The sequence below is a fragment of the Pseudonocardia wallangbongensis genome, assembly GCF_054486945.1.
In genome coordinates this window covers 733,652-754,533 of the sequence record NZ_JBRERS010000002.1, presented here as the reverse complement: position 1 = coordinate 754,533, position 20,882 = coordinate 733,652, and the positions used below count along the sequence as shown (strand labels likewise).

19 protein-coding genes are annotated in these 20,882 nt (G+C 74.1%); 5 read left to right on the top strand and 14 right to left on the bottom strand.

Annotation, left to right across the window (positions count from 1 at the left end):
• Window position 1: 1 nt before the first annotated feature.
• Entirely contained in the window at window positions 2-715 is a 714-nt protein-coding gene (locus ACU436_RS09920; RefSeq protein ID WP_459023830.1) for a GDSL-type esterase/lipase family protein, read from the top strand.
• Here the strand turns inward: ACU436_RS09920 and ACU436_RS09915 are convergent.
• From ACU436_RS09915 to ACU436_RS09905, 3 genes are all read right to left on the bottom strand, one after another.
• Complete coding sequence (locus ACU436_RS09915; protein ID WP_459023829.1) at window positions 690-2,297, bottom strand: phospho-sugar mutase; 1,608 nt, start codon at window positions 2,295-2,297, stop codon at window positions 690-692. The genes ACU436_RS09920 and ACU436_RS09915 overlap by 26 nt on opposite strands.
• Window positions 2,294-3,085, bottom strand: coding sequence for a purine-nucleoside phosphorylase (locus tag ACU436_RS09910; protein ID WP_459023827.1), 792 nt, complete (start codon window positions 3,083-3,085; stop codon window positions 2,294-2,296). Before ACU436_RS09910 ends, ACU436_RS09915 begins: the two co-directional genes overlap by 4 nt.
• An 87-nt stretch (window positions 3,086-3,172) precedes the next feature.
• Window positions 3,173-4,810 (bottom strand): serine/threonine-protein kinase, encoded by a 1,638-nt coding sequence (locus tag ACU436_RS09905; protein ID WP_459023826.1) that lies wholly within the window; start codon window positions 4,808-4,810, stop codon window positions 3,173-3,175.
• 426 nt (window positions 4,811-5,236) lie between these two features.
• On the opposite strand from ACU436_RS09905, the gene ACU436_RS09900 reads away from it, so the two are divergent.
• Together ACU436_RS09900 and ACU436_RS09895 are read left to right on the top strand one after the other, a co-directional pair.
• The gene (locus ACU436_RS09900) at window positions 5,237-6,472 is read left to right on the top strand and encodes an amidohydrolase (protein ID WP_459023824.1); all 1,236 of its coding nucleotides are present in this window, start codon (window positions 5,237-5,239) and stop codon (window positions 6,470-6,472) included.
• A gap of 162 nt (window positions 6,473-6,634) precedes the next feature.
• On the top strand, window positions 6,635-7,636 hold the full coding sequence (locus tag ACU436_RS09895; RefSeq protein ID WP_459023822.1) for a hypothetical protein: 1,002 nt from the start codon (window positions 6,635-6,637) through the stop codon (window positions 7,634-7,636).
• A gap of 46 nt (window positions 7,637-7,682) precedes the next feature.
• Here ACU436_RS09895 and ACU436_RS09890 read toward each other — a convergent pair whose 3' ends face one another.
• Complete coding sequence (locus ACU436_RS09890) at window positions 7,683-8,132, bottom strand: gamma-glutamylcyclotransferase (RefSeq protein ID WP_459023821.1); 450 nt, start codon at window positions 8,130-8,132, stop codon at window positions 7,683-7,685.
• A gap of 74 nt (window positions 8,133-8,206) precedes the next feature.
• Here ACU436_RS09890 and ACU436_RS09885 point away from each other — a divergent pair, with 74 nt between their 5' ends.
• Both ACU436_RS09885 and ACU436_RS09880 read left to right on the top strand, forming a co-directional pair.
• Window positions 8,207-9,610 carry an NAD(P)H-quinone dehydrogenase gene (locus ACU436_RS09885; protein WP_459023819.1) on the top strand — a complete coding sequence of 468 codons (1,404 nt, stop codon included), beginning with the start codon at window positions 8,207-8,209 and terminating at the stop codon, window positions 9,608-9,610.
• A gap of 75 nt (window positions 9,611-9,685) precedes the next feature.
• Window positions 9,686-10,045 carry a hypothetical protein gene (locus tag ACU436_RS09880; RefSeq protein ID WP_459023817.1) on the top strand — a complete coding sequence of 120 codons (360 nt, stop codon included), beginning with the start codon at window positions 9,686-9,688 and terminating at the stop codon, window positions 10,043-10,045.
• Here ACU436_RS09880 and ACU436_RS09875 read toward each other — a convergent pair.
• The 10 genes from ACU436_RS09875 to ACU436_RS09830 form a co-directional block, all read right to left on the bottom strand.
• On the bottom strand, window positions 10,023-10,844 hold the full coding sequence (locus tag ACU436_RS09875; RefSeq protein WP_459023816.1) for an ESX secretion-associated protein EspG: 822 nt from the start codon (window positions 10,842-10,844) through the stop codon (window positions 10,023-10,025). The two genes, ACU436_RS09880 and ACU436_RS09875, sit on opposite strands and share 23 nt — an antisense overlap.
• 126 nt (window positions 10,845-10,970) lie before the next feature.
• Complete coding sequence (locus ACU436_RS09870; protein WP_459023814.1) at window positions 10,971-11,204, bottom strand: hypothetical protein; 234 nt, start codon at window positions 11,202-11,204, stop codon at window positions 10,971-10,973.
• Window positions 11,205-11,676: 472 nt separating this feature from the next.
• A complete protein-coding gene (locus ACU436_RS09865) occupies window positions 11,677-12,159 on the bottom strand; it encodes a GNAT family N-acetyltransferase (protein WP_459023813.1) in 483 nt (160 codons plus the stop codon).
• 68 nt (window positions 12,160-12,227) lie between these two features.
• Window positions 12,228-13,997, bottom strand: coding sequence for an acetyl/propionyl/methylcrotonyl-CoA carboxylase subunit alpha (locus tag ACU436_RS09860; protein ID WP_459023812.1), 1,770 nt, complete (start codon window positions 13,995-13,997; stop codon window positions 12,228-12,230).
• Between the two features lie 250 nt (window positions 13,998-14,247).
• Window positions 14,248-15,126, bottom strand: coding sequence for a TIGR04222 domain-containing membrane protein (locus ACU436_RS09855; RefSeq protein ID WP_459023811.1), 879 nt, complete (start codon window positions 15,124-15,126; stop codon window positions 14,248-14,250).
• A 158-nt stretch (window positions 15,127-15,284) separates the two neighbouring features.
• Window positions 15,285-15,728, bottom strand: a complete 444-nt coding sequence (locus ACU436_RS09850; protein WP_459023809.1) for a SufE family protein — start codon at window positions 15,726-15,728, stop codon at window positions 15,285-15,287.
• Window positions 15,725-16,630: a sulfurtransferase gene (locus ACU436_RS09845; protein WP_459023808.1), complete on the bottom strand. Its 906-nt coding sequence runs from the start codon at window positions 16,628-16,630 to the stop codon at window positions 15,725-15,727. Before ACU436_RS09845 ends, ACU436_RS09850 begins: the two co-directional genes overlap by 4 nt.
• A gap of 24 nt (window positions 16,631-16,654) precedes the next feature.
• Complete coding sequence (locus ACU436_RS09840; protein WP_459023806.1) at window positions 16,655-18,235, bottom strand: cation:proton antiporter; 1,581 nt, start codon at window positions 18,233-18,235, stop codon at window positions 16,655-16,657.
• Window positions 18,236-18,285: 50 nt separating this feature from the next.
• Window positions 18,286-18,915 carry a Maf family protein gene (locus tag ACU436_RS09835; RefSeq protein WP_459023805.1) on the bottom strand — a complete coding sequence of 210 codons (630 nt, stop codon included), beginning with the start codon at window positions 18,913-18,915 and terminating at the stop codon, window positions 18,286-18,288.
• A gap of 143 nt (window positions 18,916-19,058) precedes the next feature.
• Window positions 19,059-20,762 carry an enoyl-CoA hydratase-related protein gene (locus tag ACU436_RS09830; protein ID WP_459023803.1) on the bottom strand — a complete coding sequence of 568 codons (1,704 nt, stop codon included), beginning with the start codon at window positions 20,760-20,762 and terminating at the stop codon, window positions 19,059-19,061.
• Window positions 20,763-20,882 lie beyond the last annotated feature (120 nt).

The window sequence follows — 20,882 nt, the reverse complement described above, 5'->3', positions numbered from 1 at the left end:
CGTGATCGTGGTACTCGTGATGGTGCTGGTGGGGGTGAGCGCGGGCGCGGTCCCGGTGCAGCGCCGCGCCGCGGCGGTGCCCGCTCCGGTGCCGGCGCCGGTCGTGCTGCGGGTGATGCCGCTGGGCGCGTCCAGCACCGTGGGGGCCGGTAGCCCCGAGACGGCGGGGTACCGCGGGCCGCTGCAGGCGCTCCTCGCGCGGGACCACGTGGTGGTCGACATGGTCGGTTCGCAGCGCGGCGGACCCGCGTCGGTGCCCGATCGCGACTACGAGGGCTACGGCGGCATGACCCTCGAAGACCTGCTCCCGCACGTCGCGGAGTGGGTGCGTCGCGCCGACCCGGACGTCGTGCTGCTGCACACCGGCACCAACGACCTCCTGAAGGGCGCCTCGGCGGCGGAGGCGGCCGGGCGCCTCGACGCCGTCCTCGACCAGATCACCGCGGTCACCGGCGCGCATGTGATCGTCGCCGGCGTGTGGGCACCGCTCAGCGGTGACACGTGGGACCGAGCGGAGTTCGCCCGCCTCGGCGCGGCGGTCGTCGCCGGGTTCCGGGAGCGCGGGCGCTCGGTGCGGTACGCCGACACCTCCGAGCTGCTGGAGTCCGAGGAGCTGTTCGACGGCCTGCACCCGAACGCCGCCGGCTACCGGCTGATCGCCGCGATGTGGGAGCGCCAGATCCTGACCGTCACGGGGCGGCGAGCAGGGTCGTGACCTCGGCGCGCAGCGCGTCGAGACGAGCTCGGGCAGCCTCCCGCGCCGCCGCGAGCGAACCGGCGTCCGGCACCGCCTCCACCACCTCCAGGTAGGCCTTCAGCTTGGGCTCCGTGCCCGACGGGCGGACCACGAGGCGCTCGCCCGCGCGGCGCAGCACCAGGACGTCCGGCGCGGGCAGCTCGCTCGTCCAGCCCTCCGGTGGTGCCGCGCGCAGCCGCACCGCGGCCGCGTCCCGCGCGGCGGGCTCCATCCGCAGCGACACACCTTCCGTCAGGTGCACCCCGTGCGTGCCGGCCAGCTCGTCGAGCCGGTCCGGGAGGCGCTGCCCGGCCGCCTTCAGCGTGGCCGCGAGATCGCAGGCCAGCACGGCCGTGGCGATGCCGTCCTTGTCGCGCACGGTGTCCGGGTCGACGCAGTACCCCAGGGCCTCCTCGTAGCCGTAGACGAGGCCCGGCCCGCCGCGGACGATCCACTTGAAGCCGGTGAGCGTCTCGGCGTACCGGGCGCCGTGCGCCGCCGCGACCAGGCGCAGCATCGACGACGACACCACGGTGGTGGCCACGAGCGGGTCCGCGTAGCCGCCGGACCGCAGCAGGTGATCCCCCAGCAGCACGCCCGTCTCGTCGCCGGTGAGCAGCCGCCACCCGCTCCCGCCGGGAACGGCGAGGGCGCAGCGGTCGGCGTCCGGGTCGAGTGCGATTGCGAGGTCGGCGTCGACGTCGACGGCCAGGGCGAGCAGGGCGTCGGTGGCCCCCGGCTCCTCCGGGTTCGGGAAGGCGACCGTGGGGAAGTCGGGGTCGGGCGCGGCCTGCGACCCGACGACGTGGACGTTCGTGAAGCCGGCCCGGTGCAGCGCGTGCACGGCGGTGGCGCCCCCGACGCCGTGCATCGGGGTGAGCGCCACGCGCAGGTCCCGCGCCGTCCCGCGGGGCATCCGGGCGACGCGTTCCAGGTAGGCGTCGGTGACGTCGACCTCGGTGGCCGCCGCGGCCGCCGGGATCGTGACGGCTGCCGGCGCCGCGGCGATGGCGGCCTCGATCTCGGCGTCGGACGGCGGGGCGAGCTGTGCGCCGTCGGCCAGGTAGACCTTGTAGCCGTTGTCCGCAGGCGGGTTGTGCGAGGCCGTGATCTGCACACCCGCCACGGCGCCCAGCTCCCGGACCGCGAACGCGAGCACCGGCGTGGGCAGCGGGCCCGGTAGCACCCGCACCGCGAACCCGGCGCCGGCGAGCACCTCGGCCGCCGCGGTGGCGAACGCCGCGGATCCGTGCCGCGCGTCCCGCCCGACCACGACGGTGCCCTGTTCGCCCCCGCGCGCGAGCCACGCGGCCAGCCCGGCCGTTGCCCGCCGGACGACGGCGACGTTCATCCCCGCCGGCCCGGCGCGCACCGGGCCGCGCAGGCCCGCGGTGCCGAAGCGGAGCATCCCGGACATGCGGTCGGCGAGGTCGTCGGCCGCGCCCGCCGTGCCGACCATCGCCGCGGCCAGCACCCGCTGCAGCTCGGTACGGGTTGCCGGGTCGGGGTCGTCGGCGATCCAGCGCATCGCCGCGTCGCGCAACTCGGGGCGCAGGGTCATGCCTGCTCGATCAGATCGCGCAGCAGCGCCCCCATCCGGCCGGCCGCCGCGGCGCCCGCAGCCAGCACCTCGTGGTGGTCGAGCGGTTCGCCGGTGATGCCCGCCGCCAGGTTCGTGACGAGGGACAGGCCGAACACCTCCACCCCCTCGGCCCGCGCCGCGATCGCCTCCAGCACCGTCGACATGCCGACCAGGTCGGCGCCGAGCAGGCGGAACATGCGGATCTCCGCGGGCGTCTCGAAGTGCGGTCCGGGCAGGCCCACGTAGACGCCCTCGGTGAGCTCCGGGTCGATCTCGCGGGCGATCGCGCGCAGCCGCGGCGAGTACAGGTCCGTCAGGTCGGTGAAGCGCGGCCCGGAGAGGGGCGACAGGCTCGTCAGGTTGAGGTGGTCGGAGATCAGCACGGGCTCGCCGACGTGCAGGCCGTCGCGGATCCCGCCGGCGGCGTTGGTCAGCACGACCGTGCGGCAGCCCGCCGCGGCGGCGGTGCGCACGCCGTGCACCACGGGGTCGACGCCGTGGCCTTCGTAGAGGTGGGTGCGACCGAGCAGCACGAGCGCCCGGCGCCCGCCGACCGGCACGGAGCGCACCGTGCCGGAGTGCCCGGCCACCCCCGGCGGGCGGAAGCCGGGCAGGTCGGCCATCGCGAGCTCGTGGTCCGGCGCGCCGATCACGTCGGCGGCGGGGCGCCACCCGGAGCCCAGCACGACGGCGACGTCGTGGCTGTCCGCACCGGTGGCCTTCGCGATGGCCGCAGCGGCGGCGGCCGGGTCGTCGTCGGGGCTCAACGCACGCCCTCGCCGGCGCTCGGGCGAGCGCTTCGCGCACGCGCTGTGTCGATGATTCGCTCGCTGCGCTCGCTCATGGCCCGCACCCTATGCGGTGGTGGGTGCGAACCCTTCCACGAGCAGCTCGAAGAGGGCCGCCGACGTCTCTCCCGCGACGCGTTGCGGCACCGTGAGCGTGACGGTCCAGGCGCTCTTCCCCGCGGGCTCGACGTGCCGCCACGAGGTGCGGTCGTCGGAGGTGTACCGCAGCTGGACGGCCCCGCCCGAGGTTTCGGTCGGGCCGTCCTGCACCGTCCCGGGCACCGACTGGCCGGCCTCGGTCGACGCGGCCCGCTGCACCGTGAGCTCCTCGCTGCCGTCCGGGCTCACGAAGCTGACCGACGGCTCGCCCTCCATCGGTTCGTGGGGGTAGGCGGTCCAGCCGCGGGGCACGGGCATCGTGAAGCCGAGCTGGTCGCTGTGCTGGGCGAGCTCGGTGCTCGCGGAGGTGATGTTCAGCGTGCTCTCGGGGGACTGGCCGCCCAGCAGGCGGGTGGCGGTCCAGCCGCCCAGGATCCCGGCCAGCACGACCACCGCGCCCGCGAGGACGTAGCCGACGGCGGCCAGGCCGGTCACCCCGCCGCGCGGGGCGGGCCCCGCGACGAAGTCGCCGGAGCTCGACGGAGTGCTCGGCTGCGAGCTCGCCGGGGAGCGCGGCAGGCCCGGCAGCGGGCCCGGAGCCGCCGCGAGCGGCGCGCCACCGACCGGCGCGCGCGCACCGGTCGGGTTGGGCGGCGACGGGGCCGGGCGCGGACCGGAGAGCTCGGTGCGCGCCGCCGGTGCCGGCACGTGGATCCCGGCCCCGATCGTCGGGGCGTCCGGCGAGCCGGGGTACACCGGGTCGTCCGGGTCCTCGATGAGCGGCCGCAGGCGCTGGCGCACCTCCTCGAGCGGCATCCGGGCGTCCGGTTCCTTGCGCATCAACGCGGCGATCACGTCCGCCACCGGCCCGGACCCACGGGGACGCGGCACGTCGCCGTCGACGACCTCGGTGATCGTGGCGACCGGGTCGCCCCCCACGTCGTAGGGCGGGCGGCCCTCGACGGCGGCGAACAGCGTGGCGCCCAGCCCCCACAGGTCCGCCGCGGGGGTGACGGCCTTGCCCATCGCGACCTCGGGTGCGATGTACGCGGGCGAGCCCAGCACCAGCCCGGCGCTGGTCATCGGTGCGTCGGCCACGTTGCGGGCGATGCCGAAGTCCGTGAGCTTGACGCGGCCGTCGTCGGCGATGAGCACGTTGCCGGGCTTCACGTCACGGTGGGTGATCCCGCTGCGGTGCGCCGCGCGCAGCCCGCCCGCCGTGGCGAAGCCGACGACCGCGACCTGGGACATCGTGAGGGTGCCGTGCTCGCTGATCATCGTGGCCAGGTTGCGCGAGGGCACGAGCTCCATGACGACCACGGGCTCGCCCTCGACGTCGACCACGTCGAAGACGGTGATGATGTTCGGGTGGGAGAGGCCGCCGAGGGCACGTGCCTCGCGCATGATCCGTTCTCGCGCCTCGGCCGCCTCGTGGGAGGGCACGCCGGGAGGGACCTTCAGCTCCTTGACCGCGACCCGGCGCTGCAGCACCTCGTCGAAACCCGACCACACGGTGCCCATCGCACCCGCGCCGAGCTGCCCGGACAGCGTGTAGCGGCCACCGATCCGCCGCACCTGCTCGCCGTCCGAGCCGTCCTGTCCCACCCGCCCATTCTGGCCAGTCGGGGCGCACCTCGCCCCTCCGACCCCCGGATCCCCGATCCGGGTGGTCTCGGCCCCGCCGCGCGTCACCGGCCGTCCAGCGGGTAATGCCCGTGCATGTACCGGCCTCGCAGTGCCCACCCGGCCGGCACCCGGACGTCTCGCGCGCGCGTAACAGATGCGACGAACGGCGCGAGTCCCCGTTCGGCGCGTGGCGCGGCGACCGTTCGTCAGCAGCTGCGAGCCCGCCCGCCTCAGATCGGCAACACCTCGGCGCCGAAACCGCGAACAGGCCCTGTTCCGGTTGGTCTACCGCCGTCCGGGTGAGCACGATTGGGAGATGCACGTGAGAGCAGCCTCGATGCGCGGTCCGCTGACGCACCGCGCCGTGGCAGACCGACCGTGGGGCGTCCGGGCCGGTGGTGCCCGATGACCCTCCTGGAGGCGCATCCCGACCTCGCCGCCGCCGACCTCGACGTTCCCGACCTCGGCGCGGGTAGTGGCCCTGCCTGGCTCGACGCCTGGCTCGACGCCCACCGCGCCGACGTCGTGGGCTGGCGTCGATCGTTCCACGCGGTACCGGAGCTCGGCCGCGCCGAGCTCCGCACCACGCAGATGATCGCCAAGCGTCTGATGGCGGCCGGCCTCGAGCCCCGCACCCTTCCCGGTGGCACCGGTCTCGTCTGTGACATCGGGTTCGGCGAGCGTTGCGTAGCGTTGCGCGCCGACCTCGACGCGCTGCCCCTCCAGGAGAGCACCGGGCTCCCGTTCGCCTCCACCGTCGACGGCGTGATGCACGCCTGCGGCCACGACGCCCACGCCGCCATGCTGCTCGGCGCCGGCCTCGCGCTGGCCTCGGCACCCGCGTTGCCGGGCCGGGTCCGGCTGATCTTCCAGCCCGCGGAGGAGGTCCAACCCGGCGGGGCCATCGACATGGTCGCCGACGGCGCCATGGAGGGCGTCGACCGGATCTTCGCGCTGCACTGCGACCCGCGCCTGGAGGCCGGCCGGGTCGGCACCCGGGTCGGTCCGATCACGTCCGCCTGCGACGTCGTCGAGGTCCGGCTCACCTCGCCGGGCGGTCACACCTCGCGCCCGCACCTCACCGCCGACCTCGTCGAGGCCATCGGCCTGCTGATCACGCAGGTCCCGTTGCTGCTCACCCGGCAGGTCGACCCGCGCTCCGGCACCGTCCTCGTCTGGGGTGCGGTGCAGGCGGGCGAGGCGGCCAACGCGATCCCGCAGCACGGCGTGCTGCGCGGCACCCTGCGCACGGCCGACCACGCCACGTGGGGCGAGCTGGAGGACACCGTCCAGCGGCTCGTGGAGTCCGTGCTCGCCCCCACCGGGGTCACCTACGAGCTCGAGCACATCCGCGGCGTACCGCCGGTCGTCAACGAGGCGGTCAGCTCCGGCATGCTCGCCGGTGCGGCCGTCATCGTCGGCGGGGCCGATGCGGCGGCCGAGACCCCGCAGTCCAGCGGTGGCGAGGACTTCGCCTGGTACCTCGAGCACGTCCCGGGGGCGATGGCACGCCTCGGCGTATGGCCCGGCCACGGCCCGATGCGCGACATCCACCAGCCCACGTTCGACCTGGACGAGCGGGCCCTCCCGTTCGGCGTCCGCGTCCTGACCCACGCCGCCCTCACGGCCCTGACGGCCTGAGCGCAAGTCCGCGAGTCGCGGTGTGAGTGCACGCGAGTCGCGGTGTGGATGCACTCGAGTTGCGCTTTCAGCGCGGCCGAGTTGTCCACAACGCGCTCGCGGCATCCACAGGTACGGGCGGGGTCTGTCGAACCGCGCTTCGCGCGCGTCATGGTGCGGGATGTGGAGACCCCGAAGCTCGGCCCGTACGGCGCGATGCCACGGCAGCAAGCCATCAACTGCTTCGGCATCCAAGAGGTGCGCCGGATGCAGGAGGCGGGCCGCTGGCAGGTGCCCTGGTCCGGAGTGCTCATCGACGTTGACCGGCTCGCCGACCCACTCGCCCGCGCGTCGGCGGGACTTGCGCTCGGAGGGCCCGACGCCCTGCTGAGCGGCCCTACGGCGGCCTATATTCACGGCTGCCGCAGCGTGGAGCCGTCGCCGATCCATCTCGCGGTTCCGTACGGACACTGGCTGCGTTCCCGGCCCGGCCTCGTCGTGCACAACGCCAGGCACCTCGACGCCGATCGGGAGGTCCGCGACGAGTTGCCGGTGCTGAGCTTGGAGCGCGTGCTCAGCGACATGCTCTGCCGCGCCCGGCCGCCGGACGCGCTCGCCCTGGTCGACGAGGCACTGGCGATGATCGATCCCGATCAGAGGGAGGCGTACCGCGACACGATCGCGCGCCGGTTGGAGCGGCGCCGGGACCCGAGGGGACGGCGCAGGGGTGCGCGGATCCTCGCCGTGGCCACGGGCAGAGCCGCGTCTCCGGCCGAGAGTTGGTTCCTGTGGCGCATTGTCGACTGCGGGTTCCCCGCCCCAGCGGTCAACTGGTCGGTGCGCGCCCCGGATGGTCGGGAGGTCTACCGGCTCGACTACGCCTGGCCGGAGTTGCGGATCGCGGTCGAGTACAACGGATACGCCGCGCACAGCGGGCAGGAGGCCGAGGATGCCGCCCGCATCGAGGATCTCCGCCGCCGCGGCTGGATCGTCATCGTCGTGCAGGCCGAGGACCTAGCCCGCCCCAGCCGGTTCGAGGCCGCGCTCGAACTGGCGTTCAGGCAGCGAGGAGTCGACGTGAGCAAGCGGACGCCCGGTGCGCTGCAGGGGAGGCGCCACCGCGAGCCGCGCGACCGCCCTCCCCGGACGGCGGGGCGCCGGGCCCGATCGTCAGCGATGCACTGAGACCGCGACTCGCGTGCACGCAGACCGCGACTCGCGGGGTTCACGGTCAGAGGGACTTGCGGCTCGGGCGCATGCGCAGCGCCGAGACGTAGTCGTCGGGAGCCCCCGCCAGCTCGGCCGCGTCCGCGATGACCCCGAGGTAGCGCGCGCTCGGAAGCCCGCCCTCGTAGGCGTCCAGCACGTAGATCCAGGCGAGCACGTCGCCCTCCAGGGTGTGCACCCGCAGCCGCAGCTTCTTGTGCAGCCCGAGCTCGCCGCCCTCCCAGCGGTCCAGCTGAGCGGCGTCGAGTTCGGAGACGTCGTACAGCACGACGAACACCTGGGAGCCGACGTCCTCGACCACGCTGGAGAGCGCACCCTCCCAGGCGAAGTCCTCGCCGCCGAACGTCAGCCGCCATCCCATGAGCCACCCGGTACCCGCCATCGGCGAGTGCGGGGCACGCTCCTTCATCTGGGCTGGATCCATGTTCGACCCGTAGGCGGCGTACAGCGGCACCGCCACAGAGTAGAGCGACGCTCTCCGCGTACCGTGCTCGGGGAACGTAGAACGGACGGGAAGGGCGTGCTCCGGTGACGCGGATCGTGATCATGGGCGGCGGGCCGGCGGGCTACGAGGCCGCCTTGGTGGCAGCCCAGCACGGCAGCGACGTCACGGTCGTGGAGCGCGCCGGCATGGGCGGCGCCTGCGTACTCGACGACTGCGTGCCGTCGAAGACCTTCATCTCCTCGGCGGGCGTCCGCGTCGACATGCACCGGGCCCCCGATCTCGGTGTCACCACCGATCCGCACGCGGTCGGCGTCGACCTGCCCACCGTGCACGCGCGGGTCAAAGGGCTCGCGCTCGCCCAGTCGGCCGACGTCCGGGCCCGGGTCGAGCGCGAAGGGGTGCGGATCATCCGGGGCACGGCCGCCTTCAGCGAGAAGGCCTCGCCGCATGCGCCGCACCTCGTCGAGGCCCGCACCGCCGACGGTGCCGGCGAGGAGCTCCCCGCCGACGTCGTGCTCGTCGCCACCGGCGCCACCCCGCGGGTGCTGCCCGACGCCGTGCCGGACGGCGAGCGGATCCTGACGTGGCGACAGCTCTACGACCTGCAGGAGCTGCCAGAGCACCTGATCGTGGTCGGTTCGGGGGTCACCGGCGCCGAGTTCGTGTCGGCGTACGTCGAGCTCGGGGCCCACGTCACGCTGGTGTCGAGCCGCGACCGCGTGCTGCCCGGTGAGGACGCCGACGCGGCAGCCGTGCTGCAGGACGTCTTCACCGAGCGCGGCGTCGAGATCCTCCCGCAGGCGCGCGCCGACTCGGTGAAGCGCGACGGCGACGGCGTCGTCGTCACGCTCGCGGACGGCCGCGCCGTCACCGGTTCACATGCGCTCATGACGGTCGGCTCGGTGCCGAACACCGTCGACCTGGGGCTGGAGAAGATCGGCGTCGAGACCGGGCGTGGCGGTTTCATCCCGGTCGACCGGGTGTCGCGCACCTCCGTGCCCGGGGTGTACGCGGCCGGCGACTGCACGGGGCTGCTCATGCTCGCCTCGGTCGCCGCCATGCAGGGCAGGATCGCCATGTGGCACGCGCTCGGCGAGGGCGTCGCGCCGATCAAGCTCAAGACGGTGGCGGCCGCCGTGTTCACCCGGCCGGAGATCGCCACCGTCGGCATCAGCCAGCGGGCGATCGACGCCGGTGAGGTACCGGCCCGCACGATCATGCTCCCGCTCTCCACCAACCCCCGCGCGAAGATGCAGGGGCTGCGCAGGGGGTTCGTCAAGCTGTTCTGCCGGCCGGCCACCGGGGTCGTGGTCGGTGGGGTCGTGGTCGCGCCGGTCGCGAGCGAGCTGATCCTGCCGATCGCCCTCGCCGTGCAGAACGGGCTGACGGTGGCCGATCTCGCCCACACGTTCTCGGTCTACCCGTCGCTGTCGGGGTCGATCACCGAGGCCGGGCGGCAGCTGATGCGGCACGGCGATCTGGACTGACGCCCCGCGGGTCCCGGGGGCGGCTCCGGGTGATCCCCGATGTCTGGGGGTGGGCCGGGGCGGAGCATCGCAGGCATGACCACCCTGCCTGCCACGTCCCGCGTGCCCGTCGGCGCTGCGCTGCTCGCCGGGGTCGGCGCGCAGTTCGTGGACGACGCCGCCTACTTCGTCCTCCCGCCGACCGCCCTCATGGCCCCGTTGAGCGGGCTGATCGCGATCCTGCTCACCGCGGCCGCCGCCCGCATCGTCACCCGCAACCGCACCGGGGCCGCCGTGGCCCGCACCGGGCTCGTGGTCGGCGCCGTGTCGGCGGGGGTGGGGCTCCTCGTGTCCGGGCTCGGGTTCCTGACGATCGTGCTCGCCGGGCTGACCGTCCTGGCCGGGGTGGCCGGGGCCGTGGCCGGGCGAGGGCTCACGGCCGGGCTCGACAAGTAGCCGCTCCGGGCGTCCCGCCCGCGGCCGTGACGGCGGTGGCGAGCAGGTCGGCGATCCGGTGCTGCAGCTGCCGGTCGTCGGCCGGGGCGATGGTGGCCCACTCGACGCCGTCCTCGGCGGCGCTGCGGGTGAGCAGGTAGCGGCCGCGAGGCCCGTCCAGCACGCCGACCACGCCGCCGGCCCGCCGCAGGACGCCCCAGCGGTCGGCGCCGAGCGCCACGACCTGGGCCCGCCGCCGGGTGTCGGCGACCATCGCCGCGAGCAGCGCCGCATCGGCCGGCGCCACCCCGGCGCCGAGCAGCGCCGGCCGTACCTGGGCAGCCGGGGCCGCGGCGAGCACGGCGCTGGGCACCGTGCACGCCCGTCCCGGCCCGCGGTCGGCCGGCGGGAACGCCCCGAGGATCCCGATCGGGAGCGAGCCGCACGCCGTGACGGTGACCGTGTCGCCGTCGCGCAGCGCGAGCGCCCCGGTGCCGTGCCGGCCGGCGGTGAGCACCCGCACGTCGCGGCCCCACCACGCCCGCAACTCCAGCTGCTCATCGGGACGCGCGAGCAGGTGCAGGAGCCGGGCGAGCTCGGGATCGGGGCCGTCGGGCCCGGCGAGCCCGCGCTCGCGCAGGCCCTGCCACGCCGCGGCCTGCACCGACCGTCGCTCGGCGTGGGTGCGTCCGAGGGAGGCGAGCTGCAGGACCACGGGGGTGGGCGCCAGCCCGAGCCACTCCCACAGCACGTCGAACTCGGCGGTGGTGAGGACGTGCCGGCGGGTGTCGAGGGAGAGGACGAAGACGGGTTCGGCCACGAGCCGGGACGTTATGTGCGGGTTCGTCCCGGGGTGGCCGTTCGCGGAGAAACGTGTGCGAGTGCGAACGATGCCGGACACGCCGACGGCCGGTGCGGGGCCCCACACCGGCCGTCGGCAGGTCGATCAGCTCGTCCGGGCCAGCGCCGCGTCGGTGGTGCGGCACCCGGTGAGCGGGCAGAGCGCCGTGCAGGCGAGGCGGCGATGGAGCTCCGCGTCGCCGCGGGTGCCGGCGAAGGGCCAGCTCCCGGTGAACCGCTGCAGGTACCAGTAGAGGAACAGGTAGTCCGGATCAGCGGTGTCGGTGACGAACACCGGACGTCCCGCCAGCCGGTGGACCCAGCTGGCGTAGGCGTTCATCGCAGGGGCAGGGGGTCGGCTTGCCCGCCGGGTGGAGAGCCAGTCCTCCGAGCGACGCCTCCAGGACTGGAGAGCGAGCGGGTGGAGGGTGGCTCCGGGCAGCTCTCGGACGTTGGTGGTGAACACGGAGGTTGGTCGCCCGTCGCTACGCGGATACGCAGCGGAGACGAGGGTGAGCAGGGAGTGGGGGCCGGGTATCGGCCCGTCCGTATGGATATGACTCGTTATGTGTGTATCGGGGGGCATGACGGATCCTGGTCGCCGGAGTGGACTGCTGGCGTGTTCACGGCGCGGCCTGAGCCAGCGTGGTGAACGGATCCGCGGCGCGGCGCTCCGCGTGGCGGGATCACCGGGCCCCGTGGTGGGTTGTCACACGGGTAGTCACTGCTTCCGCTATGCACTTGTCCAGCACGGTGCGGGTTGCGGTGGAATCACCTGGCTCGTCGACGTTAATTCGGTGTGTAGTCGACCGTCAACAGTCCGTCGCCAACCGGCCGGCGAGGTGCACGTCCACCCGGCGCCCGTCCACCAGCCACGCCTCGCGCCGGCAGCCCTCGATCCGGAACCCGCACCGCTCGGCCACCCGCGCAGACGCGGTGTTGCCGTCCGCCCAGGCGTAGGTGATGTGGTGCAGGCCGAGCCCGCCGTACGCGAACCGGAGCACCGCGGAGAGGGCGGTGGTGGTCATCCCGCGACCGCGTGCGGCCGGGAGCGCGAGGCAGGCGACCTCGGCGGTGCCGTGGCAGAGGTCCAGATCGGCGAGCTCGACCTCGCCGAGCATCTCGCCGGTCGTCGGCTCGCACACGGCCCAGGAGCACCGTTCGTCACGCAGCCACTCGGCGGCCCGCCGCCGGATGTACGCCTCCGCGTCGGCCGGGTCCGCGGGCGGCCGGTGCCGCCACCTCGCGATCTCCGGGTCGAGGCTGGAGGTGACCACCGCCGGCCGGTCGTCCACCCTCTCATCGCAGCGCAGGGCGCGCAGGTACCAGAGACCTGCGTTGATCTCGACCGGTTCCAGGTCCTTCAGTCCTTGATCTCGCAGATGACGCTGCCCTGGGACACCGGGTTCCCCTGTGCGGCGGAGAGGCCGGTGATCGTGCCGGCCTTGTGGGCGGTGACCGGGTTCTCCATCTTCATCGCCTCGAGCACGACGACGAGGTCACCCGCCGCGACCGTGTCCCCGTCGGACACGGCGACCTTGATGATCGTGCCCTGCATCGGTGCGGTGACGGCGTCGCCGGACACCGCCGACCCGCCCTTGCCGCTGCCGCGCTTGCGGGGCGGGGCCTTCGCCGCGGCGGCCTGGCCGCCGCCGATCGCGAGGTCTCCCGGCAGCGACACCTCCAGCCGCCGCCCGCCCACCTCGACCACGACCGTCTGGCGCGGCGTCGCCTCGGCGTCGGCGCCCTCGCCTGCGGTGAACGGCTCGACCGTGTTGTCCCACTCGGTCTCGATCCAGCGCGTGTGCACGGTGAACCCGTCGTCGTCGGTGGCCGTGAACGCGGGGTCGTCGACGACGAGCCGGTGGAACGCCAGCACCGTGGCCATGCCCTCGACCTGGAACTCGGCGAGCGCCCGCCGGGAGCGTTCCAGGGCCTGGGCGCGGTCGGAGCCGGTGACGATCAACTTGGCGAGCAGCGAGTCGAACTGGCCGCCGATCACCGAACCCGCCTCCACGCCGGCGTCGACCCGCACACCCGGCCCGGACGGCAGCGTGATCGACGAGACGGTGCCCGGCGCCGGCAGGAAGTTGCGGCCGGCGTCCTCGCCGTTGATCCGGAACTCGATCGAGTGCCCGCGCGGCTGCGGGTCGGAGAGCAGGTTGAGCACCTCACCCTCGGCGATGCGGAACTGCTCGCGCACCAGGTCGAGGCCCGAGGTCTCCTCCGAGACCGGGTGCTCGACCTGCAGCCGGGTGTTGACCTCGAGGAAGGAGATGAGCCCGTCCTGCCCGACCAGGAACTCGACGGTGCCGGCGCCGTGGTAGCCGGCCTCCTTGCAGATCGCCTTTGCGGCCTCGTGGATCGTGGCGCGCTGCTCGTCGGACAGGAACGGGGCGGGCGCCTCCTCGACGAGCTTCTGGAACCGGCGTTGCAGCGAGCAGTCCCGGGTGCCGACGACGATGACGTTGCCGTGGGTGTCGGCCAGCACCTGCGCCTCGACGTGGCGCGGTTTGTCGAGGTAGCGCTCCACGAAGCACTCGCCGCGCCCGAAGGCGGAGACGGCCTCGCGGACCGCGGAGTCGTAGAGCTCGCGGATCTCCTTGTGCTCCCGCGCGACCTTCATGCCGCGGCCCCCGCCGCCGAACGCCGCCTTGATGGCGATCGGCAGCCCGTACTCCTCGGCGAACGCCTCCACCTCGTCCGGGCCGGAGACGGGGTCCGGCGTGCCCGGCACGAGCGGCGCCCCGGCCCGGGTGGCGATGTGGCGGGCGGTGACCTTGTCCCCGAGGTCGCGGATCGCCTGCGGGGTGGGCCCGATCCACGTGATGCCCGCGTCGATCACGGCCTGCGCGAACTCCGCGTTCTCGGAGAGGAAGCCGTAACCGGGATGGATCCCGTCGGCGCCGGCCCGGCGGGCGGCGCCGATCACCTTGTCGAAGTCGAGGTAGGACTCGGCCGCCGTGGAGCCGCCCAGCCCGAACGCCTCGTCGGCCAGCCGGACGAACGGTGCGTCGCGGTCGGGGTCCGCGTACACGGCGACGCTGGCGATCCCGGCGTCGCGACAGGCCCGGACGACCCGGACTGCGATCTCCCCGCGGTTGGCCACGAGGACCTTGCTCAAGCGCGGCACGGTCGGCCTCCTGGAGTGGCGTGCCCCGGGGGACCCTGGCCCCGGTGCAGTGGTTACCCCGGAGTTTAGGGACCGATGCCCGATCACCAAGCCGTGGTGTGGCCGATGCCGGTACCCGCCGACCCGCCCCCGCAGCCCCGTCACCCCTCGAGACGGCGCTGCGGGGGTGCGGCGGTTGCCACTCTTCCCCTTCGCCCGGTTGCGTCAGGCGAGCGCGATCACTCCGACCGAATGCCCTGGCGGTGGCGGCTCACCCCCGGTTGCCGCCACCGCCACCCGCGCCGTCACCCCCTCCGCTGACGGCGAGACCCGATGTCCCGGCTTCGCTCGTACCCGTCACCTGCGGCGCGATCTCCCTGGCGAGGCCCGGTGCGGAGACGGCCAGCGCCCCCGTGCCGAAGAGCCCGATCCCCAGCGCCGCACCGGCTGGGCCGTGTGACTGCCAGTCCGGTTCCCGCTCCGGGGCGAGTGCACGGTGCCGGTCGCGCAGCGCCGCAAGCGCACGGTTGCCGCGCCGGGTGCGCCGCGGGGACATCGTGAGTTGCAACACGGCCACCGCCGTGACGAGCAGTAGCGCGGCGACGAGGAGCCCGACCGGCCGCACCTCGGCGATGTCCGCGAGCACGCGTACGAGCCCGAGCGCCGCGACCGCGAGCATCCAGAACCCGACCCGCCGGATCCGCCGGCGACGGTCGTCGGACAGCAGGAACCCGGCGGCCACCAGCCGCTCCTCGATCCGGCCGAGAGCGGGCCGCACCGAGCGGTGGAACACGAGGCGGCGCCGCCCGACCGGGGTGCCGGCCGTGGTGTGGATCGCCTCCTCGAGCGCGTCGGTCGCGGCGTCGAGGCGCCCGACCGCACGCACCGTGCCGTCGGTGGCGGTGAGCGTGCCGCGCAGGTGCATCGCGCACAGGGCCGACCAGACCGCCAGCTCGCCGCCGCCGGCCAGGTACGCGACGTCGTGCGGGCGGTCGGTGAGATCGGCGATGGGCTTCGTTGCTCCCGGCTCGGCGAGCGCCCTCCGCACGCAGACGCCGCCCGCCCCGACCGCCACCGCGATCATCAGGTAGGCGGGCAGGAAGGTCGAACCGGCGATGCCCCAGGTCTCAGCGGTAGCTGCGAGGGCCATCGAACACCTCCAGAGCCGTCTTCGTGAGACGGCTCACCCGGGGATGGAAGCCGGCGGAGCTTGCGGAGCCGGCGGGGTGGGTAGCAACAGTGTTGCGGCCCACACCCGGCGCACGGAACGTTCTTCACAAGGACTTGAGGTTGCGGGAGAAGTGGCGTTCAGGTTGCCGTTGCGGCCCTGACCTGCTTCTTGATCCGCGCGAGCATCGCGGACATGCCGCGCAGCCGCAGCGGGCTCACCGCCTCGGCGAGCCCGAGGGCCGTGTAGAAGTCGTCGGGCACCGCGAGCACGTCGGCGGCGGCCTCGCCGTCGAGGCCGGTGTGCATGATCGACGCGAACCCGCGGGTGGTCGGCGCCTCGCGCGGGGCCGAGAAGAACAGGTGCACGTGCCGTTCGGGGTCGGCGTCCACCTCGACCGCCAGGAACAGCGGCGACTGGCACTCGTGCACCTGCTCCATCGTGTCGGCCGCGTCGGCGTAGCGCTGCGGGAGGCCGGGCAGCTCCTGCGAGAGCTCCAGCAGCAGCTGCAGCCGGTCCTTCGGCCCGACGCCGGCGAAGTCGTCCACCAGCTCCGCGAGCTGCGGGGGCAGCGTTGCCGTCATGCGGATCCGCGCTCCGAGCCCTGCACGATCGGCACGCGGACCGAGTTGCCCCACTCCGTCCAGCTGCCATCGTAGTTGCGGACCTTCGAGAAGCCGAGCAGGTGCGTGAGCACGAACCATGTGTGGCTGGACCGCTCGCCGATGCGGCAGTAGGCGATGACGTCGTCGCCGGGCGACAGGCCCTGCTCCTGCTGGTAGATCGCCTCGAGATCGGCACGCGGCTTGAACGTGGCGTCCTCGGCCGCGGCTCGGGCCCACGGCACGCTCGCCGCGCCCGGGATGTGGCCGCCGCGCACCGCGCCCTCCTGCGGGTAGTCGGGCATGTGCAGCAGCTCGCCCGAGTACTCGCCCGGCGACCGCACGTCGACGAGCGCCTTCTCGGATGTATCGAGCCCGAGGTGGTCGAGCACCTGCTCCTTGAACGCCCGGATCGTGGCGTCGTCGCGCTCGACGACCGGGTAGTCCACGGTGGCCGGCTTGGGCTGCTCGGTGGTCATCTCGCGGCTCTCGGCCACCCACTTGGCGCGGCCGCCGTCGAGGATCCGCACGTCCTGGTGCCCGAACAGGGAGAACACCCAGAGCGCGTACGTGGCCCACCAGTTGTTGCGGTCGCCGTAGAACACGACCGTGCTGTCGCGCGTGATGCCGCGCTCCCCGCAGAGCTGGGCGAAGCGCTCGCCGTCCACGTAGTCGCGGGTGACCGGGTCGTTCAGCTCGGTGTGCCAGTCGACCTTCACCGCGCCCGGGATGTGCCCCGTGTCGTAGAGCAGCACGTCCTCGTCGGACTCCACGACGACGAGCCCGTCGTCACCCAGGTGCTGGGCGAGCCACTCGGTGGTGACGAGGCGCTCGGGGTGCGCGTACACGGCCAGCTTCGGGTCGGTGTCGTTGGGCAGTCCCATGCCCGAGAGGCTAGTCCTCCGGGATCAGTCGAGCAGGACCGTCTGCAGGTCGAGCCGGTGCAGGACCCGGTCGGCCGCCTCCGGGTCGACACCCGGCTCGCGCCGGGCGGCGAGCACCTCCTCGCGGGCCGCGGCCAGCGCGTCCGCCTGGACCTCCATCGCGAGCCCCCGGCCCCGGCGCAGCGCCTCGAACCGCTCGCGCTCCTCGGTGGTCGGCGGGTCACCGCGCAGCATCGCCTCGAGCCGCCCCATCCGTTCGTGCAGTGCGGTGGCCGCCTCCTCCGGCAGGTCGGCCGTGCGCTCGCGCTGCGACATGCGGGTGAGCGCGGCGCGGCGGGCGCGCAGGGTGAGCTGCTTCTCGGCCGCCTGCTCCGCGTCCGCATCCGACTGCACGCCGAGCAGCCGGACGAGCCACGGGAGCGTGAGCCCCGGCCCGATCAACGTCACGACCAGGACGGAGCACCCGATCACCACGAGCTCCGCGCGCGCCGGGAACGGCCCGTCGACGGTGGCGACGGGGAGGGCGAGGGCGAGGGCGAGGGTCGCCATGCCCCGCATCCCGCACCAGCCGAGCACCACGGCCTCGCGGCCGGTGACGGGCGCGGCCAGCGCGGTCGGCGCGCGCCGCACCAGGAGCCACGCACCCACCATCCACACCGCCCGGATGCCGATCACCACCCCGCAGACGACCGCCGCGTGCCCGAGCATCCGCGGGAGGTCCGGCCCCGCGGCCTCGACCACCTGCCGCATGTCCAACCCGATGAGGCCGAACGCGACACCCGTGACGAGCAGCTCGACCACGTCCCAGAACGAGCGCTGCACGAGCCGTTCCGCGGCCTCGTCCACGGAGCTGGCCGCGCGCAGCTGGAGCGCGACCACCACGACGGCGACCACACCGGACGCGTGCAGCTCCTCCGCGGCGAGGTAGACCGCGAACGGCAGCACGAGGGTGAGCGCGCTGCGGCCGGTGGGGTCGGCCACCCGGTCGGTGATCCAGCGAGCCACGCGGGCGAACACGACCCCCAGCGCGACCGCCGCGACCACGCCGAGTACGAAGCTCGTCAGCAACCCGGACGCCGACAGCTCGCTGCCCTGCACGGTGGCGAGCACGGCCGTCTGGAAGACGACCAGCGCCGTGGCGTCGTTGAAGAGGCCCTCGCTCTGCAGCACCGACAGCAACCGGCGCGGCATGCGGACCGGCCCCGCGACGGCCTCGACCGCCACGGGATCCGGCGGTGCGACCATCGCGCCCAGCGCCACGGCCGCCGTGAGCGTGATGCCGGGCACGAGTGCGAGCGCGGTGCCGGCCACCGCGGTGATCGTCACGGCCACGAGCGCGACGGCGAGCAGCGCGATGCTGCGCCACCGGGCCCGGAACAGCGCCCACGACGTGCGCTGGGCCGTCGCGAAGAGCAGCGGCGGGAGGAACAGCGGGAGGATCAGGTCGGGATCGAGGTCGAACGCGTCCGGCAGCCCCGGGACGGCCGCGACCACCACCCCGAGCAGCACCATCAGCACCGGCCACGGCAGATGCGTCCGATCGCCCACACCGACGAGGAGCACGGCCGCGAGCATCAGCCCGACGACGAGCAGCAGAACCTCCACCCGCACAGCCTGCCTTGGCCGTCGGACCTGATCGGACCGGAGGCCCGCGTTCAGCCGGTCGGCCCGCTCCACAGGTCCGTGACGCGGACGCCCACGGCCGCCAGGAGCCGCCGCACCAGGGGGAGACTGATCCCGATCACGTTGGACGGGTCGCCGTCGATGCCCTCGACGAACCACCCGCCCAGGCCGTCCAGCGTGAACGCGCCCGCGACGACGAGCGGCTCGCCGCTGGCGAGGTAGGCCTCCAGTTCGGCGTCGGCCGGCTCGGCGAACCGGACGGTCGTGACCGCGTGGCCCTCGGCGACCCGGTCGATCTCGCCCGCCGCCAGGCGGAGGACGGCGTGGCCGGTCACGAGCTCGCCGGTGCCGCCCGCCATCGCCTTCCAGCGGCGGCGGGCCGTGTCCGGGTCGCCCGGCTTGCCGACCAGCTCACCGCCGACGTGCAGCATCGAGTCGCAGCCGATGAGGACCGCGTCGGGGTGGGCGTGGCCGATGCGCCGGGCGACGGTTGTGGCCTTCGCGGCGGCGAGGTGCGTGACCTTCTCGCCGGGCGGGGCCTGGGGCATCGCCGCGAGCAGCGCGTCCTCGTCGACGTCGGCGACCTCGACGAGCGGGTCGATGCCCGCGGCTCGCAACACGGCCAGGCGGGCGGGGGAGGCGGAGGCCAGCACGACACGCACGGCCGGTCAGCCTACGAGACCTCCGCGCGGGCGACCGCGGCAGCTTCGCGAAGTGCTCACACACCAACTTCGGTGCCGGCACAGCAACTGCAGTTGGTGTGCGAGCACCGAAGTTCGTGTGTGACTGCGTCCCGGACGCGGCCTTACGAACCCGCGGCCGGGGCGAGCAGCTCGGCGTGCCGGACCGGTTCCGCCGCTGGGGCCGGCCGCTTCGTCACGAACGCGCGCCGGGCGGCGGCGAAGCCGTGGCGGTCGTCGAAGATGTCGCGGCTCATCTCGGCGAGCTCCCGGATGCGGTACGTCTCCAGCGGCCTGCGCCGCTCGTCGGTCGCCCGGGCCGCGGCCTTCGCCGCGAGGTGCTGGGAGATCCCGTCGGAGGTGGCCAGCCGGAACGCGTGTTCCAGCACCGCGGCGTCGAACGCGTCGGGTGAGCCGGGGAGCACGGCGTCCGCGAGCCCGGTGGACACCGCCTCGGCCGCGCCGATCGGGAGGCACTCCCCGGTGAGCCGCTGCGCCTCGGCGGCCCCGACGCGGCGGGGGAGCGTGTAGGTCCAGTACTCCGAACCGGAGAGACCCATCGTGCGGTAGTGCGGGTTGAGCACCACGCCCGCGCGCACGAGCACCTGGTCGGCTCCCAGGCCGAGCATGACGCCGCCCGCGCCGGCGTTTCCGCCCACCGCGGCGACCACGAGCTGGTGCGTGCACGTGATGATCTCGCGGCAGACGTCGTTGATCGCGTTGATGTTCCGCCACGCCTCGGCGGCCGAGTCCGGGCGGCCCTCGATGACGTTCAGGTGGATCCCGTTGGAGAAGAACTGCCCCCCGCGCAGGACCAGCACGGACGTGTCCTGGGCGGCCGCGGCCCGCAGCGCCGCCGCGAGCCGGTGGCACTGCGCCGTGGACATCGCCCCGTTGTGGAAGTCGAAGCCGACGACGCCGACCGGGCCGTGGCGCTGGTAGCTGATCTCCCGGTAGCCGCCGCCCGGCGCGCCGAGCGGCTCGAGCGACTCCGGGACGCCGCCGAGCCGGTCCCGCAGGACCGTGGTGGCGGGCAGCTTGATCCGAGGGCCGTCCCCGATCGGGCGCAGGTGCCCGATCCACACCGCGCCGTCGCCGGTGCGGACGAGCACGGCCCCGTGGCGTCGCAGGGCGATCGTGCCGGGCTCGCCGGGGGTGGCCGGCCCGCGATGCGCGTCGAACACCGACACCGGGAGCCCGGCCAGTTCGCTGCGGACGCCGGGCGAGCCGTCGGCCGCGCGGATGCGTCGCAGCACGTGCTCGGTGGGATCGGACCAGGAGAAGGCCCGGTCCACCTGGCGCATCGTGGGCCGGAGGCGGCCGCGGACGCCGGGGCGGGAGTAGTCGAGCGGCCGCGGCGCGAACGTCGGGTCGCCGACCTTCGCCACGACCTCCCTGGCGAGCGCGGCGGCGGCCTCGGTGACCGGCCCCGCGTAGAGCGCGCTCTTGCGTGGGGGGTCGGTCGGGAGGGCGAACGTACGGGTGGCCCAGATCGGGCCGGCGTCCATCTCGTCGATCGCCCCGAGGGCGGTGACGCCCCACTCCGGCTCCGCCCCGCTGATCGCCCAGTCCAGCGACGACGGTCCGCGGTCGCCCTCCGGCCCGGGATGGATGATCACGGTCGGCCGGGATGACCACACGTCGTCCGGCACGCGTTCCTTCAGGAACGGGCAGATGATGACGTCAGGGTCGATGGCGGAGACCGCTCCTCTGATGGCGGCGTCCGAACTCGCGGTCTGCGTCGTGACCTCGTGCCCATCCCCCCGCAGATCTGTCCATATCCGCTGGGTGAGGCCGTTGAACGACGAGCACAGCAGCAGGATTCTCACGGGGATCTCCGTTGTCGGGATTTTCGAGCACAGCGCTGAACGATTCGGTGAATACGGGGCGAACCGTGTGGATGCACACCGATAACGGCGTCGGCCATGACGCCATCGGTTTCCGGCGCA

Coding starts and splice junctions, on each gene's coding strand:
- ACU436_RS09880 (WP_459023817.1), top strand. CDS start 9,686: ATGACCACCCTGCCTGCCACGTCCCGCGTGCCCGTCGGCGCTGCGCTG.
- ACU436_RS09870 (WP_459023814.1), bottom strand. CDS start 11,204: ATGAACGCCTACGCCAGCTGGGTCCACCGGCTGGCGGGACGTCCGGTG.
- ACU436_RS09845 (WP_459023808.1), bottom strand. CDS start 16,630: ATGGGACTGCCCAACGACACCGACCCGAAGCTGGCCGTGTACGCGCAC.
- ACU436_RS09900 (WP_459023824.1), top strand. CDS start 5,237: ATGACCCTCCTGGAGGCGCATCCCGACCTCGCCGCCGCCGACCTCGAC.
- ACU436_RS09915 (WP_459023829.1), bottom strand. CDS start 2,297: ATGACCCTGCGCCCCGAGTTGCGCGACGCGGCGATGCGCTGGATCGCC.
- ACU436_RS09855 (WP_459023811.1), bottom strand. CDS start 15,126: ATGGCCCTCGCAGCTACCGCTGAGACCTGGGGCATCGCCGGTTCGACC.
- ACU436_RS09850 (WP_459023809.1), bottom strand. CDS start 15,728: ATGACGGCAACGCTGCCCCCGCAGCTCGCGGAGCTGGTGGACGACTTC.